The sequence below is a fragment of the Rathayibacter sp. AY1E2 genome, from assembly GCF_002932325.1.
GTDB lineage: Bacteria > Actinomycetota > Actinomycetes > Actinomycetales > Microbacteriaceae > Rathayibacter.
Genome location: NZ_PSVO01000003.1, coordinates 95,836 through 111,582, shown reverse-complemented (window position 1 = coordinate 111,582; position 15,747 = coordinate 95,836). Strand labels below are relative to the sequence as shown.

The window sequence follows — 15,747 nt, the reverse complement described above, 5'->3', positions numbered from 1 at the left end:
CAAGCCCGCGCCGCGAATCCGCCGCACCTCCACCACGTGTCGGACCTGCGGCGTAGCGTTGCCGAGGTGATGCGCCCGACGACCCAGACCCTCGGCCAGCTCCGTGCCTCCGGGCACGTGCAGAAGAGCCTCCGCACCGAGATCCGCGACAACCTGCTCGACGCCCTGCGCGAGGGCCGCGATCCCTGGCCGGGCCTGCACGGCTTCGCCGAGACGGTCATCCCGCAGGTCGAGCGCGCCGTCATCGCCGGCCACGACATCGTCCTGCTGGGCGAGCGCGGCCAGGGCAAGACCCGCCTCCTGCGCACCCTCGTCGGCCTGCTCGACGAGTGGACGCCCGTCATCGAGGGGTCCGAGCTCGGCGAGCACCCCTACGAGCCGATCACCACGGAGAGCCGCCGCCGAGCGGAGGAGCTGGGCGAGGACCTGCCCGTCGCCTGGAAGCCCCGCGAGGAGCGCTACGTCGAGAAGCTGGCCACCCCCGACACCAGCGTCGCCGACCTCATCGGCGACGTCGACCCGATGAAGGTGGCCGAGGGCCGCAGCCTGGGCGACCCGGAGACCATCCACTTCGGCCTCATCCCGCGCAGCCACCGCGGCATCGTCGCGATCAACGAGCTGCCGGACCTGGCCGAGCGGATCCAGGTCGCCATGCTCAACGTGATGGAGGAGCGCGACATCCAGATCCGCGGCTACGTCCTCCGCCTCCCCCTCGACGTCCTCGTCGTCGCGAGCGCGAACCCGGAGGACTACACGAACCGCGGCCGGATCATCACGCCGCTAAAGGACCGCTTCGGCGCCGAGATCCGCACCCACTACCCGACCGCTCTCGTCGACGAGGTCGCCGTCATCCGGCAGGAGGCGGACCTCGTCGCGACCGTGCCCGATGCGCTCATCGAGATCCTCGCCCGCTTCACGCGGGCCCTGCGCGAGTCGAGCTCCGTCGACCAGCGCAGCGGCGTCAGCGCCCGCTTCGCCATCGCCGGCGCCGAGACCATCGCCGCCGCCGCCCTGCACCGCGCCACCCGCCGCGGCGAGGAGGAGGCGGTCGCCCGCCCCATCGACCTCGAGACCGCCGTCGACGTGCTCGGCGGCAAGATCGAGTTCGAGTCGGGGGAGGAGGGCCGCGAGGACGAGATCCTCGACCACCTGCTCCGTCAGGCCACCGCCGAGACCGTCCGCGCCCACCTGCGCGGCGTCGACCTCGGGCCGCTCGTCGAGGCGGTCGAGAACGGCGCGATGATCACGACCGGCGAGCAGGTGACCGCTCGCGAGTTCCTGGCCGGCCTGCCGCTGCTGGGCGAGGCCCGCGTGTACGACGAAGTCGCCGAGCGCCTCGACGCCGTGGGGGAGGGGCGCCGCGCCGGAGCGGTCGAGCTCGCCCTCGAGGGCCTCTACCTCTCGCGCAAGCTGAGCAAGGAGACGGGCGGGGGCGAGGCCGTCTATGGCTGATGCTCCGCGCGGCAACCGGCGGCTGAAGCGCGACGCGCGCTACGCGAAGTACGACGGGGGACCCGATCCGCTCGCTCCTCCGGTCGACCTGAAGGAGGCCCTCGACGCGATCGGCGAGGACGTGATGGGCGGCACCTCGCCCGAGCGCGCCCTGCGCGAGTTCCTCCGCCGGGGCACCCGCGACCGCGAGGGCCTGGACGACCTGGCCGCCCGCGTCGCCGAGCGGCGTCGCGAGCTCACGCAGAGGAACAACCTCGACGGCACGCTCCGCGAGGTCCGCGAGCTCCTCGACAAGGCCGTCCTCGCCGAGCGCAAGCAGCTCGCCCGCGACACGCAGATGGACGACGGCGACCGCGCGCTCGCAGAGATCCAGCTCGACAGCCTCCCGCCCTCACCGGCCGCGGCCGTCTCGGAGCTCCGCGACTACCGCTGGCAGAGCCCCGAGGCGCGCGCCGACTTCGAGCGGATCCGCGAGCTCCTGGGCCGCGAGATGCTCGATCAGCGCTTCGAGGGGATGAAGCAGGCCCTCGAGAACGCGAGCGACGAGGACCGCGCCGCGATCGACGCGATGCTCCGCGACCTGAACGAGCTGCTCGAGGCGCACGCGCGCGGGGAGAACACCCCCGAGCAGTTCGACGCCTTCATGGAGCAGCACGGCGAGTACTTCCCCGAGGGCCCGGAGTCGGTGGACGAGCTGATCGACGCGCTCGCCGCCCGCGCGGCGGCGGCCCAGCGGATGCGCAACTCGATGACCGCCGAGCAGCGCGCCGAGCTCGACGCCCTCGCCCAGGAGGCCTTCGGCACGCCGGAGCTCATGCAGTCGCTCGGCCGCCTCGACGAGACCCTGCGGGGGCTCCGTCCCGGCGAGGACTGGGGCGGCTCCGAGCGGATGGACGGCGAGCAGGGGCTCGGCCTCGGCGACGGGACGGGCGTGTTCCAGGAGCTGGCCGACCTCGACGCCCTCGCCGACCAGCTCGCGCAGACGGACCGCTCCTCCCTCGACGACCTCGACCTCGACCTGCTGGCGAAGCGCCTCGGCGAGGACGCCTCCGTCGACGCGCAGACGCTGAAGCGCCTGGAGCGGGCCCTGCGCGACTCCGGGACCCTGCGCCGCGGCTCCGACGGCCGTCTCTCCCTCAGCCCGAAGGCCATGCGCCAGCTCGGCAAGGCGCTCCTGCGCGACATCGCCGAGACCGTCTCCGGCCGTCAGGGCGCCCGCGACGTCCGGCGCGCGGGCGCGGCGGGCGAGCGCTCCGGAGCGACGCGCTCGTGGGAGTTCGGCGACACCGAGGCCTGGGACATCCCCCGCACGGTGACCAACGCCCTCACCCGCAGCGCCGGCGAGGGCCGGCCGGTCGGCTCGGGGGTGCGCATCCGGATCGACGACGTCGAGGTGCAGGAGACGGAGGCGCGCACGCAGGCCTGTGTCGCGCTCCTCGTCGACACGTCGTTCTCGATGGCGATGGACGGCCGCTGGGTGCCGATGAAGCGCACCGCCCTCGCCCTGCACACCCTGATCAGCAGCCGGTTCCGCGGAGACGCGCTGCAGCTCGTCGCCTTCGGCCGCCGCGCCGAGGTGATGGACGTCGAGCAGCTGGTGGGCCTGGACGCGGAGTGGGACAAGGGCACGAACCTGCACCACGCGCTGCTGCTGGCCAACCGGCACTTCCGCAAGCACCCGAACGCGCAGCCGGTGCTGCTCATCGTCACCGACGGCGAGCCGACCGCGCACCTCGAGCCCGACGGCGGCGTCTTCTTCGACTACCCGCCGGACCCGCTGACGGTCGCCGTCTCGGTCCGCGAGCTCGACGCGTCGCTCCGCCTCGGCGCGCACACCACGTTCTTCCGCCTGGGTGACGACCCGGGCCTCGCGCGCTTCATCGACTCGCTCGCCCGCCGGGTCGGCGGCTCGGTGGTGAACCCGGAGGCGGAGGACCTGGGAGCGGCCGTCGTCTCCTCCTACCTCGGCGCTCGCGGCGCGGGTCCGGGAGGCGGCGGGACGCCGGGCGAGGAGCTGTTCGGCCGCGGCTGGAGCTTCTGAGCCGTTCAGGATGCAGGAGGGATCCGCTCCCGCGCCTGAGGATCAGCGCGTCTCCGCCGCTCGGGAGGCGTTCGTCCTGAGTTCTGACCGCGCCCTGCTCAGAACAGCGGCCAGGGCACCGCGGGCATCCCGCCCCGCGGGCCCGGGAAGCGGCCGAAGGAGCCGAGCCGCTCGCAGCGCTTCGCGAGCGCGGCGACCTCGTCCTCGGTGAGCAGCTCCGAGAGCGCCTCGCCGAGCGGTCCGTCGATCTGCGCGCGCAGGAGCGCCAGCGCCGTCAGCTCCTCCTCGAGCAGCGGTTCGCCGATCCAGCCCCAGAGGACCGTGCGCAGCTTGTGCTCGGAGTGGAAGGTGAGGCCGTGGTCGACCCCGTAGCGGTGGCCGTCGGGCAGCGCGAGCACGTGCCCGCCCTTCCGGTCCGCGTTGTTGGCGACCACGTCGAACACGGCCATCCGGCGCAGCGCCGTCGAGTCCTCGTGCACGAGGGAGATGTCGCGGTCCTCCTCGTCGCTGCCGTCGAGGACGTGCCGCCATCCGTCGGGCACGGCGTCGGCGGGCACCAGGTCGACCGCGTCCTGGTCCGGATCGATGTCCTGCCAGAGCTGGACCATGCCCGGCCCGAGCGGACCGTCGCGGAGCCACGTGCGCGGCACCACGTTCCAGCCGAGCGCCTCCGAGACGAGGTACGCGGCGACCTCGCGGCCCGCGAGCACGCCGTCCGGGAAGTCCCACAGCGGCTTCTCGCCCGAGATCGGCTTATAGACGACGGACGTCTCGCCGAGCTGCGCGAGGAACGTCGCGTTCGAGGCGATCGTGATCCGGCCGGCCAGCTCCAGCTCGCCGTCGAGCCCGCCCGGGTCGCTCATGCGAGCGGGCAGTCGTGCCCGTCGGGATCCATCGGCTCGCCGCAGCGGGGGCAGAGCGGACGTCCGGCGCCGACGACCTCGAGGGTGCGCTTCGCGAAGGCGCGCGCCGTGCCGACCGGGATCTTCACCTGCAGCATCTCGGTGGGCTCGGGCTCCTCCTCGGAGTCGTCCTCCGCCTCGGTCAGCGGGTAGGCCTCGATCACGATCTGCGCGGTGGACGGGTCCCAGCCGAGGCTGAGACCGCCGACGCGGAACTCGGGCTCCACGGGCTGGTCGAGCGGGTCGTTGTCGACGAGCTCCGGGGGAGTGCCGGCGGGGACGCTGACCGGGTTGCCCTGGGCGGTCATCAGCTGGTCGAGGATCTCGTCGATCTTCTCGGCGAGGAGGGCCGACTGCTGCTTCTCGAGGCCGACGCTGACCACGCGGGGCCCGGTCTTGGCCTGGAGGTAGAAGGAGCGCGAGCCGGGTGAGCCGACGGTCCCCACGACGACGCGATCGGGCCAGTCGAATCCGTGCACGATCGGAGGCATGCCCCCAGTCTACGAGCGCCCGCCTCCGCAGTGGCTGCGCGCGTCGGGCTCGGGCGGCCTGCTGATCGAGCAGCCGTCTCTTCTGCTGGCCGAGCCCCCCGCGGAGCGGGCGCATCGAGATCCACCGCCGCCGAGCACCCGCATCCCTGCCGCTCGATCGAGCCCTGAAGCGGCCCTCCCGAACCCGCGCCTACTCGTGCCCCGCCCCGCCCCCCACGGCGGCGTCCGCCACGGGGGCCGCCTTCCGCAGCCAGCCCAGGTCCCCGGCGTCCGTGTTCATCGCGACGACCTCGGGTCGCCCCGCGCCGTAGCGGATGATCGACACCGACGCCGGTCCGACGCTGAGCCTCTGGAACAGGTCGAGGTGCATGCCGAGCGCGTCCGCGAGGATCGCCTTGATCGTGTCTCCGTGGCTGACCGCCGCCCACACCGCGCCGGCCCCGTGCTCCTCCGCCACCGCCGCGTCGTGCCGACGGATCACGGACACGGCCCGGGCCTGCATCGCGAGCATCCCCTCGCCGCCGGGGAAGACCACCGCGGAGGGCTGGTTCTGCACCGTCGCCCAGAGCGGCTCCGTCGCGAGATCCCGCAGCGAGCGCCCCGACCAGTCGCCGTAGTCGCACTCGGTGATGCCCTTGTCGATCACGGTCGCCGGCGATCCCGTCTGCCGCTCGAGGACGAAGCGCGTGGTCTGCCGGCACCGCTCGAGCGGGCTCGACACCACGGTCGCGAGCTCGACCGCCGCCAGCCGCTCCCCGGTGCGCGCCGCCTGCGTGCGTCCGACGTCGTCGAGCCGTACTCCGGCGGTGCGTCCGGCGAGGATCCCCGCGGTGTTCGCGGTGGTGCGTCCGTGCCGGACGAGGAGGAGCGTGGGCATGGGGCCAGCGTAGGCGGCCGTGCTCCGCCCCGCCCCGTGGAGCCGCCGGGGCCGCACCGGCGCGTTCCGCGCGACTCCATCGCGGGACGGATGCCCCGACCGCAGCGCCTGCCTAGGGTGGAGGAGCGGCCGCCCACCGCGGCCCGGAAGGGACACACATGGACGGGACGACGCCCCCCGGCATTCCCCAGGACGGCACGGACACCGAGAGCCCCGCCGCGCGCACCGCCGCCGACGGCACCGACTCCGCACACACCGACTCCGCGCACACCGACTCCGCGACCCCCGCGTGGGCCGCCCCCGAGGCCTCCGGCCGCCACGGCGAGGTCGCCCTGCGGATCCGCGGCCTCCGCAAGCGCTTCGGCGACAAGGAGGCCGTGAAGGACATCGACCTCGACGTCCCCGCCGGCTCCTTCTTCGGGCTCGTCGGCCCCAACGGCGCGGGCAAGACGACGACCCTCTCGATGGCCACGGCCCTGCTCCGCCCCGACAGCGGCGTCGTCACGATCCACGAGGTCGACGTCTGGAAGGACACCCTCGAGGCGAAGCGGCTGATCGGCGTCCTCGCCGACGGCGTCAAGCTGTTCGACCGCCTCACCGGTCTCCAGCTCGTCACCTACTACGGCCTGCTCTGCGGGCTCGAGCGCTCCGTCGTCGTCGAGCGGACCGACGACCTCCTCGCCCTGCTCGGCCTCGATCCGGCCGACCGCACGCTCGTCGTGGACTACTCCGCGGGCATGACCAAGAAGATCGCGCTAGCCTGCGCGCTCGTGCGCGCCCCGCGCCTCCTGGTGCTCGACGAGCCGTTCGAGTCGGTCGACCCGGTCTCGGCGGCGAACATCCGCGACATCCTCACCGGCTTCGTCGCGTCGGGCGGCACGGTCATCGTCTCGTCCCACTCCATGGACCTCGTCGAGCGGATGTGCGACCGGGTCGCCGTCATCGCCGACGGCCGCGTGCTCGCCTCCGGCACCCTCGAGGAGGTCCGCGCCGGCTCCAGCCTCGAGGAGCGCTTCGTCGAGCTGGTCGGCGGCCGCACCCACCAGGAGGGACCGGCATGGTTGCGCATCTCCTGAGGCTGCGGCTGCTCCTGCTCCGCAACTCGCTGACGCGGAACGTGTGGCAGCTGATCGGCGTGATCCTCGGCGGTCTCTACGCGATCGCGGTGCTCGGCCTGGTCGCGGCCGGCCTGGTCGCGCTCGGAGGCACGGACCCCGCGTTCGCGAACGTCGCGATCGTCCTCGGCGGATCCGCTCTGATCCTCGGCTGGGTGCTCGGGCCGATCTTCCTGTCCGGCTCCGACCAGAGCCTCGACCTGCCCACCCTCGCGACCTTCCCGATCCCGCTGCGGACCCTCCTCCTCGGGCTCGCCGCCGCGGGCCTCGCGGGCATCCCCGGCGTGGTGACCACGCTCGGCGCACTCGCCTCCGCCGCCGCCTGGTGGAGCCGTCCGATCGGCATCCTGCCCGGCCTCGTCGCCGCGGTGATCGGCGTCGCGACCTGCGTGGTCGCGTCCCGCCTGATCGGCGCGCTCACCACGGGCCTGGGCTCGAGCCGCCGCTACCGCGAGGTGATCGGCGGCGTCGTGCTCGTCGTCGTCATCCTGCTCGGACCGCTCTTCTTCGGCCTGACGAACGTGATCCGCGACGGCCTGGACGTCCTGCCCGTGATCGCGGGCGCCCTCGGCTGGTCGCCGCTCGGCGCGATCTGGGCCGTCCCCGGATCCGTCGTCGCGGGCGACTGGGTCGCGGCGATCGCGCGCCTGCTGATCGGGCTCGCGACGCTGGCCGTCCTCGTCTGGGCGTGGGCCCGGGCGCTGCGGCACGCGCTCGCGGAGCCCGCCGCGTCCGGCGCGCACTCCGCCTCCGGATCCGCGGGCCTCGGCCTGTTCGGGCGCTTCCCCGGCACCCCGACCGGCGCCGTCGCCGCGCGTGCCCTCGGCTACTGGTGGCGCGACCCGCGCTACAGCCGCGGGCTCCTCGTCATCCCCGCCGTCGTCGTCCTCGCCGTGTTCTACTCCGCGATCGGCAGCGGCGGCGACACCTTCGTGCTGCTCTCGGCCGTGCTCGTCGGCCTGATCTTCGGCGTGACCCTCTGCGCCGACGTGTCGTACGACGGCACCGCCTGGGCGGCGCACGTCAGCTCCGGAGTGACGGGGTCGGCCGACCGCGCCGGTCGCGTCGTCGCCGCCGCGATCATCGGCATCCCGGCCGTGGTCGTCGTGGCGGTGGGCACCGCGCTGTACGCGGGACGCGCCGACGCGATCCCGGCCGTGCTGGGCATGGCGCTGGCCCTCGTGCTCAGCGGGTTCGGAGTGTCGAGCGTCGCCTCGTCGCTCGTCGTCTACCCCGTGCCCGGGCCGGGGGACAGCCCGCTGAAGACGCCGCCGGGCTCCGGGATGATCTCGAGCGTCGTGATGCTGGGGAGCATGGCCGCGACCGGCCTGCTGGCGCTTCCGTCGATCGTCCTCGGCGCGATCTCGCTCATCGGCGGCGACCCGGCCTTCGGCCTGATCGGACTGGCGGCCGCCCTCGTGCTGGGCACCGTCTTCGCGCTGGTCGGCATCCGCGTCGGCGGTCGGATCGTCGACCGCCGAGCGCCGGAGCTGTTCGCCGCCCTCGTGACGATCGGCTGACGCGGGTGGCGGGGCGCGGGGCCGGCGGTGCCCGCCCGCTGCCCGTCTCCGCCCCGCTCCTCGCCCCCGCGAGTGCGCGAAAGTCGTCGCACTCGAGCTCGAGTGCGACAACTCCTGCACACTCGCGGGAGCGCCGAGTGCCGAGTGCCAAGCACTCAAGAGTCGTCGTAGTCGAGCGCGAGCACGATGACTTCTGCGCACTCGAGGGTCGCTCGAGTGGACGAGTGTCGAGTCTCCAAGAGTCGTCGCAGTCGAGGGCGAGTGCGACAACTCCTGCGTGCTTGCGAGTGCGACGACTCCTGCACACTCGCGGGAGCCGGCGAGGACCGCGCGCACCCGCGAGTGGCCGCGCGCCCGCGAAGGCCCGCACACGGGAGCCACGGCAGAATGTGGACATGCGCAGCCTCGAAGTCCTCCTCGATCCGGAGTCGGAGGCTCGCGTCCGCACCCAGTGGGAGGCGCTCGAGGCGGCCGGCATCCCGAGCCTCGCACTGCACACGTCCGCCAGCAACCGCCCGCACCTCACCCTTATCGCCGGGCCCGAGCTGACCGCCCCGGAGCCGGGCGCGCTCGGTCCGCTTCCGGCGACGGCCGACCTCGGTGCCGTCCTCCTCTTCCCGCACGCCGGGCGCTTCGTCCTCGCCTGGGGAGTGGTCCGCTCGCCCGCCCTCGACGCTCTGCACGATCGGGCCACGCGCCTCGTGCCGGGCGGCGTCGACACCTCGCTCCCGGACGCCTGGACGCCGCACATCAGCGTCTCTCGCCGCCTCCGCGCCGAGCAGCTCGGCGACGCCGTCCCCCTCCTCGGCGAGCCGTTCACCGTCGGCCTCGCGGGCGTCCGCTTCTGGGACGGCGAAACCCGCACCCTCACCGACCTCTGATCCGGGCGCCGCAGAAGCCCCCCCGACGCTCCTTGCAGCCGCCTCCCCAGGTCCCTCGCTGCAGCCCTTCTCCACAGTTCCCCGGACCCCCGGGGCGGCGTCGGAGGCGGCGGGTAGAGTTCCCCGGGTGACAGAGCCCACCGCGACAGCCCTCCCCGCCCCGCCGCTCGCCGACCCCTCGGCGGAGTCCCGCGGCGGCGTCCGGAGCGACGCGGCGAGCGGCGCCCCGGGATCCGGATCCTCCGAGGCGCAGGCGATCCTCGAGAAGGTCTTCGGCTACGGCTCCTTCCGCGGCGAGCAGCAGGCCATCGTCGAGCAGGTCATCGGAGGCGGTGACGCCGTCGTCCTCATGCCCACCGGCGGCGGCAAGTCGCTCTGCTACCAGATCCCCGCCATCGTGCGCCCCGGCACCGGCGTGGTCGTGTCCCCGCTCATCGCGCTGATGCAGGACCAGGTCGACGCCCTCCGCGCGAACGGCGTCCGAGCCGAGTTCCTCAACTCCACCCAGGACGCGGGCGAGCGCAGCCGCGTCGAGCGCGCCTACCTCGACGGCGAGCTCGACCTGCTCTACGTCGCCCCGGAGCGCCTGGGCAACGAGGGCATGAAGCAGTTCCTCGCCCGCGGCCGGATCGCCCTCTTCGCGATCGACGAGGCCCACTGCGTCAGCCAGTGGGGCCACGACTTCCGCCCCGACTACCTCGCACTGGGCGAGCTCGCCGAGCGCTGGCCCGACGTCCCGCGCATCGCCCTCACCGCGACCGCCACCGAGGCGACCCACCGCGAGATCACCTCGCGCCTGCACCTCGGCGCCGCCCGCCACTTCGTCTCGAGCTTCGACCGCCCGAACATCCAGTACCGGATCGTCAACAAGGTCGAGCCGCGCAAGCAGCTGATCGACTTCCTGCGGCGCGAGCACGCGCACGACGCGGGCATCGTCTACGCCCTCTCCCGCAAGAGCGTCGAGGCGACGGCCGAGGCGCTGCGCTCAGCGGGCTTCGACGCCGTCGCGTACCACGCGGGCCTCGACTCGCGGGTGCGCGCCGCCGCCCAGTCGCGGTTCCTCCGCGAGGAGGGCGTCATCGTCTGCGCGACCATCGCCTTCGGCATGGGGATCGACAAGCCGGACGTGCGGTTCGTCGCGCACATCGACCTGCCCAAGTCGGTCGAGGGCTACTACCAGGAGACGGGTCGCGCCGGCCGCGACGGACTGCCGTCCACCGCCTGGCTCGCCTACGGCCTGCAGGACGTGGTGCAGCAGCGCCGGATGATCGACGAGTCGCCGGGAGACCTGGCGCACCGTCGGCGGATGTCCGCGCACCTGGACGCGATGCTCGCGCTCTCCGAGACGGTCCAGTGCCGCCGGGTGAACCTGCTCGCCTACTTCGGCCAGGAGAGCACCGCCTGCGGCAACTGCGACACCTGCCTCGAGCCGCCCGCCTCCTGGGACGGCACCGTCGCGGCGCAGAAGTTCCTGTCGACGGTCGTCCGCCTCAAGCGCGAGCGCAACCAGCAGTTCGGCGCCGGTCACATCATCGACGTCCTCCGCGGCAAGACCACGCCGCGCACCACCCAGCACCAGCACGACGGCCTCGCCACCTGGGGCATCGGCGCCGAGCTCAGCGACACCCAGTGGCGCGGAGTCGCCCGCCAGCTCCTCGCGCAGGGCCTTCTCGGCGTGAACGACGACGGCTTCGGCACGCTCGTGCTCACGCCCGCGTCCGGCTCCGTCCTCAGCGGCGAGCGGAAGGTCGAGCTGCGGCAGGAGCCGGAGAAGCCGGCCCGCTCCAGCGGATCCTCCCGCTCCGGGCGGTCCACCGTCGCCGAGCTGTCGGGCGAGGCTCAGCCGCTGTTCGAGCGGCTCCGGGAGTGGCGCGCCGCGCAGGCCCGCGCGCAGGCGGTCCCGGCCTACATCGTCTTCAACGACGCGACCCTCCGCGAGATCGCGACCGCCGAGCCGGCGACGATCGACGCGCTCAGCATCATCGGCGGCGTCGGCCAGAAGAAGCTGCTCACCTACGGCGAGGCCGTGCTCGCCGTCGTCGCGGGGGAGAGCCCCGAGATCGCCGTCCCGGAAGCCGGTGAGGAGGCTCCCGCTCCCCGCCGCGCGCCGGCCGCCCGTGGCGGGTCGTCCCGCTCGCAAGGGGCGAAGCCCTCGTTCGGCCGTGAGTCGTCCGGTCCGCCGGTGTCCGCCGCTCAGCCGCCGGAGGACGACTGGGTGCCGCCGGACGAGCCCGACTGGGAGCCCGGCTGGGACAGCTACTGATCCGTCGCTGAGGCGCGCGGTTCACCGCCCGCGACGGAGGCGGGCGCCGGCGCGGGAGATCGTGTTCCGGGCTCCGCGTCGGCGATCGTGCCCATCTCGTCAGCGACGCGAGCGTCCTCGGTCCGAGGCGCCGGCGAGCGCCCTCAGCCGCCCGCGCCCGTCGACGCCATCCACCCGCCGAGCAGCGTGCAGCAGAACGACGCCGCGAGACCCGCCACCGGCACCCAGAACGCGATGCGCCGCCGCACCAGCAGCACGATCGAGACGACCAGCGCCGCGAGGAACGGCACCCACACTCCTCCCGCGGCGAGGACCATCCCGCCCTCGATCAGGCCGATGTCGCAGGCGTTCGATCCGCCGCACGAGTCGCTGGCCATCGCGAAGAACAGCCCGAAGAACGACAGCAGCAGCGTCACCGCGGAGGCCACGAGGATCAGCACGATCGTCAGCACCAGATCCCAGACGCGGACCGGACGGCGATGCGGCACCCCGGATCCCGGCGCGGCCGGAGGCCCGGGAGGCGCTGCCGCGACGTCCGAGGGCGGCGCACCCGGAGTCCCGAGAGACGCGGGCGAGCCGACCACGGGCGGCCCGGCCGCCGGCTGTCGGGCGGGCGGAGGGGGAGGCAGCGGCGGCTCGCTCATGCCGAGAGACTAGCGACGCGTCCTCCGATGAGGCGCCCCTCCTCCGCTGGGGTCCGCAGGGACAGCACGTTCAGCACACGGACGGGCCTCCCCCTCCTCCGCTCCCGTCGGCAGGGACAGCCCGTCCAGCGCACAGACGAGGCGCCCCGTCTCCGCCTGGTCGGTTCCGACAACGCGCTTCCGCCTCCGCCCGGCGCCGTTTGTGCCCGGGCGACGGAACGTTTCCGCCGCGCCGCCGCGCGACCTACCGTGCGAGGACCGCCTCCGCTGCCGCGCCCGTCGGCGCACGACGCACCGGGAGCGGCCCGAACCGCAGACGGTCGAAGGGACACGAACACCATGGTCAGCACCGCTCCCCACCCCCGCTCCGCCGCCGACGCCGCCGACCGGGCGGCCACCGGACGCACGCGGGCCCGGCGCTCCCGCTCAGGCTCCATCGCGCCCACGCCGCCGGTGGACTCCCTCGGCTCCGAGGTCGACGCGCGCCTGGACGAGGACGGCGCCCCCGCCGTCGACGTCGCCGCCCTCGGCGAGACCCTGCTCGGCGCCTGGCGCGAGCAGCGCCTCGCCAGCCGCGCTCTGACCGCCCGCCCCGAGCTGCACCGCACCGACGGCCTCCCGATGAAGGAGCACCGCCTCCGCGTCTCGGAGCAGATGCGCGTGCTCGCGGCCGAGGGCGGCGTGCACCGCGCCTTCCCGGTCGACCTCGGCGGCGAGGCCGATCACGGCGGCAACATCGCCGGCTTCGAGGAGCTGGTCACCGCCGACCCCTCGCTGCAGATCAAGTCCGGCGTGCAGTGGGGGCTCTTCGGCGCCGCGGTCCTGCACCTGGGCACCCGCCCGCACCACGAGAAGTGGCTGCCGGGGATCATGAGCCTCGAGATCCCGGGCGCTTTCGCGATGACCGAGACCGGGCACGGATCCGACGTCGCGTCGATCGCCACGACCGCCACCTACGAGGACGGCGAGTTCGTGCTGCGGACGCCGTTCCGCGCGGCCTGGAAGGACTACCTCGGCAACGCGGCGGTGGACGGGCGCGCGGCGGTCGTCTTCGCGCAGCTGGTCACCCGCGGGGTGAACCACGGCGTCCACGCCTTCTTCGTCCCGATCCGCGACGAGCAGGGCGCGTTCCTGCCCGGCGTCGGCGGGGAGGACGACGGCCTCAAGGGCGGTCTGAACGGGATCGACAACGGCCGCCTCCACTTCGACGGCGTTCGCGTCCCGCGCGAGAACCTGCTGAACCGCTACGGCGACGTCGCCGCCGACGGCACCTACTCCTCGCCGATCGCGAGCCCGGGCCGCCGATTCTTCACCATGCTCGGCACGCTCGTGCAGGGCCGCGTCTCGCTCGACGGAGCCTCGGTCGCCGCGGCGAAGATCGCGCTGACGGTCGCCGTCACCTACGGCGACCAGCGCCGCCAGTTCACCGGCGGCGGCGAGCGGGAGGAGGTGCTGCTCGACTACCAGCGGCACCAGCGCCGCCTCCTGCCGCGCCTGGCCACCACCTACGCCGCCGCCTTCGCGCACGAGAAGCTGCTGACGGCGTTCGACGAGGTCTTCTCCGGCGCGAACGACACCGAGCAGTCGCGGCAGGACCTCGAGACCCTCGCCGCGGGGCTGAAGGCGCTCTCGACCTGGCACGCTCTCGACACGCTGCAGGAGGCGCGCGAGGCCTGCGGAGGCGCGGGCTTCCTCGCGGAGAACCGGCTCACGCAGCTGCGCGCCGACCTCGACGTGTACGCGACCTTCGAGGGCGACAACACCGTGCTCCTCCAGCTGGTCGCCAAGCGCCTGCTGACCGACGTCGGACGCCGCTTCAAGGGCGCCCAGCCCGCGGAGCTGGCGCGGTACGCCGCCTCGCAGGTAGCGGGGGCGACCGTCGACAACTCGGGTCTGCGCCGTCTGGCCCAGGTCGTCGCCGATCGCGGATCGACGGCCCGCTCGGTCGGCCAGCTGCGGGAGGACCAGCGCGAGCTGCTCACCGGCCGCGTCGAGAGCATGGTCGCGGGGATCGCCTCACGGCTGCGCCCGGCGTCGAAGCTGCCCTCCGACGAGGCGGCCCGCCTGTTCAACGCGCACCAGAGCGAGCTCATCGAGGCGGCGCGCGCCCACGCCGAGCTGCTGCAGTGGGAGGCGTTCACGGAGGCGCTCGCCGGCGTCGAGGACGCGGGCACGCGCACCGTCCTCACCTGGCTCCGCGATCTCTTCGGCCTGGGCCTGATCGAGAAGCACCTCGACTGGTACCTCATCCACGGGCGCCTGTCGTCGCAGCGAGCGGTCGCGGTGACGTCCTACATCGACCGCCTGCTCGCCCGCATCCGCCCGCACGCCGCCGACCTGGTCGCGTCGTTCGGCTACGGGCCCGAGCACGTGCGCGCGGCGATCGCGACCGGCGCCGAGGCGGAGCGCCAGGAGGAGGCGCACGCCTGGTACGAGGCCGCCCGCGCCTCCGGCACCCTCCCCACTCCGGAGAAGCGCCGCTGAGCCCCTCCTCGAGATGCCGCTCCGGTACGCGACACGTCGCGCGAGGCGCACCGGAGTGGCATCCCGTGGCGACAGGACGGGGAGGGGCGCGTCAGGACGCGAGGAACGCCAGCGCCTGGTCGCGCTCGGCGCGCAGCTCGAGCACGGACTCGTCGATCCGCGCGCGGGAGTGCGCGTCGATCTCGAGTCCCTCGACGATCCGCCACTCGCCGTCGACGGAGCGGACCGGGAACGAGGAGATCAGCCCCTCCTCCACCCCGTAGGAGCCGTCCGACTCGACGGCGGCCGAGGTCCACGACGTGCCGTCGACCCAGTCGCGCACGTGGTCGATCGCGGCGGAGGCGGCGGACGCGGCCGAGGAGGCTCCGCGGACCTCGATGATCTCGGCGCCGCGCTTGGCGACCCGCGGCTCGAACTCCGTGTGCAGCCACTCCGCGTCGACCAGCTCGGGCACCGGCCGTCCGCCGACGGTGGAGTGCGTCGCGTCGGGGTACTGCGAGGCGGAGTGGTTGCCCCAGATCGCGACGCCCTCGATCGCGTCGACGGGGGCGTCGAGCTTCGCGGCGAGCTGCGCGACCGCCCGGTTGTGGTCGAGTCGCGTCATCGCGGTGAAGCGGCCGGTGGGGATGTCCGGGGCGCTGCGCCGCGCGATCCAGGCGTTGGTGTTGGCCGGGTTGCCGACGACCAGCACGCGGATGTCGGAGGCGGCGTGCGCGTTCAGCGCGGCACCCTGAGGTCCGAAGATGCCCGCGTTCGCGGCGAGCAGGTCGGCGCGCTCCATGCCCGCGCTGCGCGGCCGGGCGCCCACGAGGAGGGCGACGCTCGCGCCGTCGAACGCGGCGGCCGGGTCGTCCGTCGCCTCGATCCCGCGGAGGAGGGGGAAGGCGCCGTCCTGCAGCTCGAGCGCCGTGCCCGCGGCCGCGCGGAGGCCGGAGGGGATCTCGAGCAGGTTCAGGCGGACGGGGACGTCCGGCCCGAGGAGCTGACCCGAGGCGATGCGGAACAGGAGCGCGTAGCCGATGGCGCCCCCCGCTCCCGTGACCGTGACCGTGACCGGAGTGCGCTGCTGGTTCATGC

Annotated in this window: 12 protein-coding genes; 7 read left to right on the top strand and 5 right to left on the bottom strand. The window is 73.9% G+C overall.

Features of this window, described 5'->3' with window-relative positions:
- The first annotated feature begins 69 nt into the window (after positions 1-69).
- Both C5C49_RS04010 and C5C49_RS04005 read left to right on the top strand, forming a co-directional pair.
- Positions 70-1,452, top strand: a complete 1,383-nt coding sequence (locus C5C49_RS04010; RefSeq protein WP_104262318.1) for a magnesium chelatase — start codon at positions 70-72, stop codon at positions 1,450-1,452.
- Positions 1,445-3,493, top strand: coding sequence for a VWA domain-containing protein (locus tag C5C49_RS04005; protein ID WP_104345474.1), 2,049 nt, complete (start codon positions 1,445-1,447; stop codon positions 3,491-3,493). The genes C5C49_RS04010 and C5C49_RS04005 overlap by 8 nt, the downstream gene beginning before the upstream one ends.
- Before the next feature lie 98 nt (positions 3,494-3,591).
- Here C5C49_RS04005 and C5C49_RS04000 read toward each other — a convergent pair whose 3' ends face one another.
- The 3 genes from C5C49_RS04000 to C5C49_RS03990 all read right to left on the bottom strand — a co-directional run bounded on the left by C5C49_RS04000 (position 3,592) and on the right by C5C49_RS03990 (position 5,763).
- Positions 3,592-4,356 (bottom strand): SCO1664 family protein, encoded by a 765-nt coding sequence (locus C5C49_RS04000; protein ID WP_104345473.1) that lies wholly within the window; start codon positions 4,354-4,356, stop codon positions 3,592-3,594.
- On the bottom strand, positions 4,353-4,886 hold the full coding sequence (locus tag C5C49_RS03995; protein ID WP_104225051.1) for a DUF3090 domain-containing protein: 534 nt from the start codon (positions 4,884-4,886) through the stop codon (positions 4,353-4,355). The genes C5C49_RS04000 and C5C49_RS03995 overlap by 4 nt, the downstream gene beginning before the upstream one ends.
- A gap of 190 nt (positions 4,887-5,076) precedes the next feature.
- Positions 5,077-5,763, bottom strand: coding sequence for a histidine phosphatase family protein (locus C5C49_RS03990; RefSeq protein WP_104345472.1), 687 nt, complete (start codon positions 5,761-5,763; stop codon positions 5,077-5,079).
- A 158-nt stretch (positions 5,764-5,921) separates the two neighbouring features.
- On the opposite strand from C5C49_RS03990, the gene C5C49_RS03985 reads away from it, so the two are divergent.
- The 4 genes from C5C49_RS03985 (at position 5,922) to recQ (ending at position 11,542) form a co-directional block, all read left to right on the top strand.
- A complete protein-coding gene (locus C5C49_RS03985; protein ID WP_104314997.1) occupies positions 5,922-6,839 on the top strand; it encodes an ABC transporter ATP-binding protein in 918 nt (305 codons plus the stop codon).
- Positions 6,821-8,398 (top strand): transporter, encoded by a 1,578-nt coding sequence (locus C5C49_RS03980; RefSeq protein ID WP_104345471.1) that lies wholly within the window; start codon positions 6,821-6,823, stop codon positions 8,396-8,398. The genes C5C49_RS03985 and C5C49_RS03980 overlap by 19 nt, the downstream gene beginning before the upstream one ends.
- A gap of 395 nt (positions 8,399-8,793) precedes the next feature.
- Positions 8,794-9,279: a 2'-5' RNA ligase family protein gene (locus C5C49_RS16855; RefSeq protein WP_181135700.1), complete on the top strand. Its 486-nt coding sequence runs from the start codon at positions 8,794-8,796 to the stop codon at positions 9,277-9,279.
- A 58-nt stretch (positions 9,280-9,337) separates the two neighbouring features.
- A complete protein-coding gene (recQ, locus tag C5C49_RS03975) occupies positions 9,338-11,542 on the top strand; it encodes a DNA helicase RecQ (protein WP_104345558.1) in 2,205 nt (734 codons plus the stop codon).
- A 143-nt stretch (positions 11,543-11,685) separates the two neighbouring features.
- On the opposite strand, the gene C5C49_RS03970 is transcribed toward recQ, so the two are convergent.
- Positions 11,686-12,186: a DUF6264 family protein gene (locus tag C5C49_RS03970; RefSeq protein ID WP_219814568.1), complete on the bottom strand. Its 501-nt coding sequence runs from the start codon at positions 12,184-12,186 to the stop codon at positions 11,686-11,688.
- A gap of 339 nt (positions 12,187-12,525) precedes the next feature.
- On the opposite strand from C5C49_RS03970, the gene C5C49_RS03965 reads away from it, so the two are divergent.
- Positions 12,526-14,670 carry an acyl-CoA dehydrogenase gene (locus C5C49_RS03965; RefSeq protein WP_104224378.1) on the top strand — a complete coding sequence of 715 codons (2,145 nt, stop codon included), beginning with the start codon at positions 12,526-12,528 and terminating at the stop codon, positions 14,668-14,670.
- Positions 14,671-14,761: 91 nt separating this feature from the next.
- Here the strand turns inward: C5C49_RS03965 and C5C49_RS03960 are convergent, their stop codons facing one another.
- The gene (locus C5C49_RS03960; RefSeq protein WP_104345469.1) at positions 14,762-15,745 is read right to left on the bottom strand and encodes a malate dehydrogenase; all 984 of its coding nucleotides are present in this window, start codon (positions 15,743-15,745) and stop codon (positions 14,762-14,764) included.
- Positions 15,746-15,747: the final 2 nt, after the last annotated feature.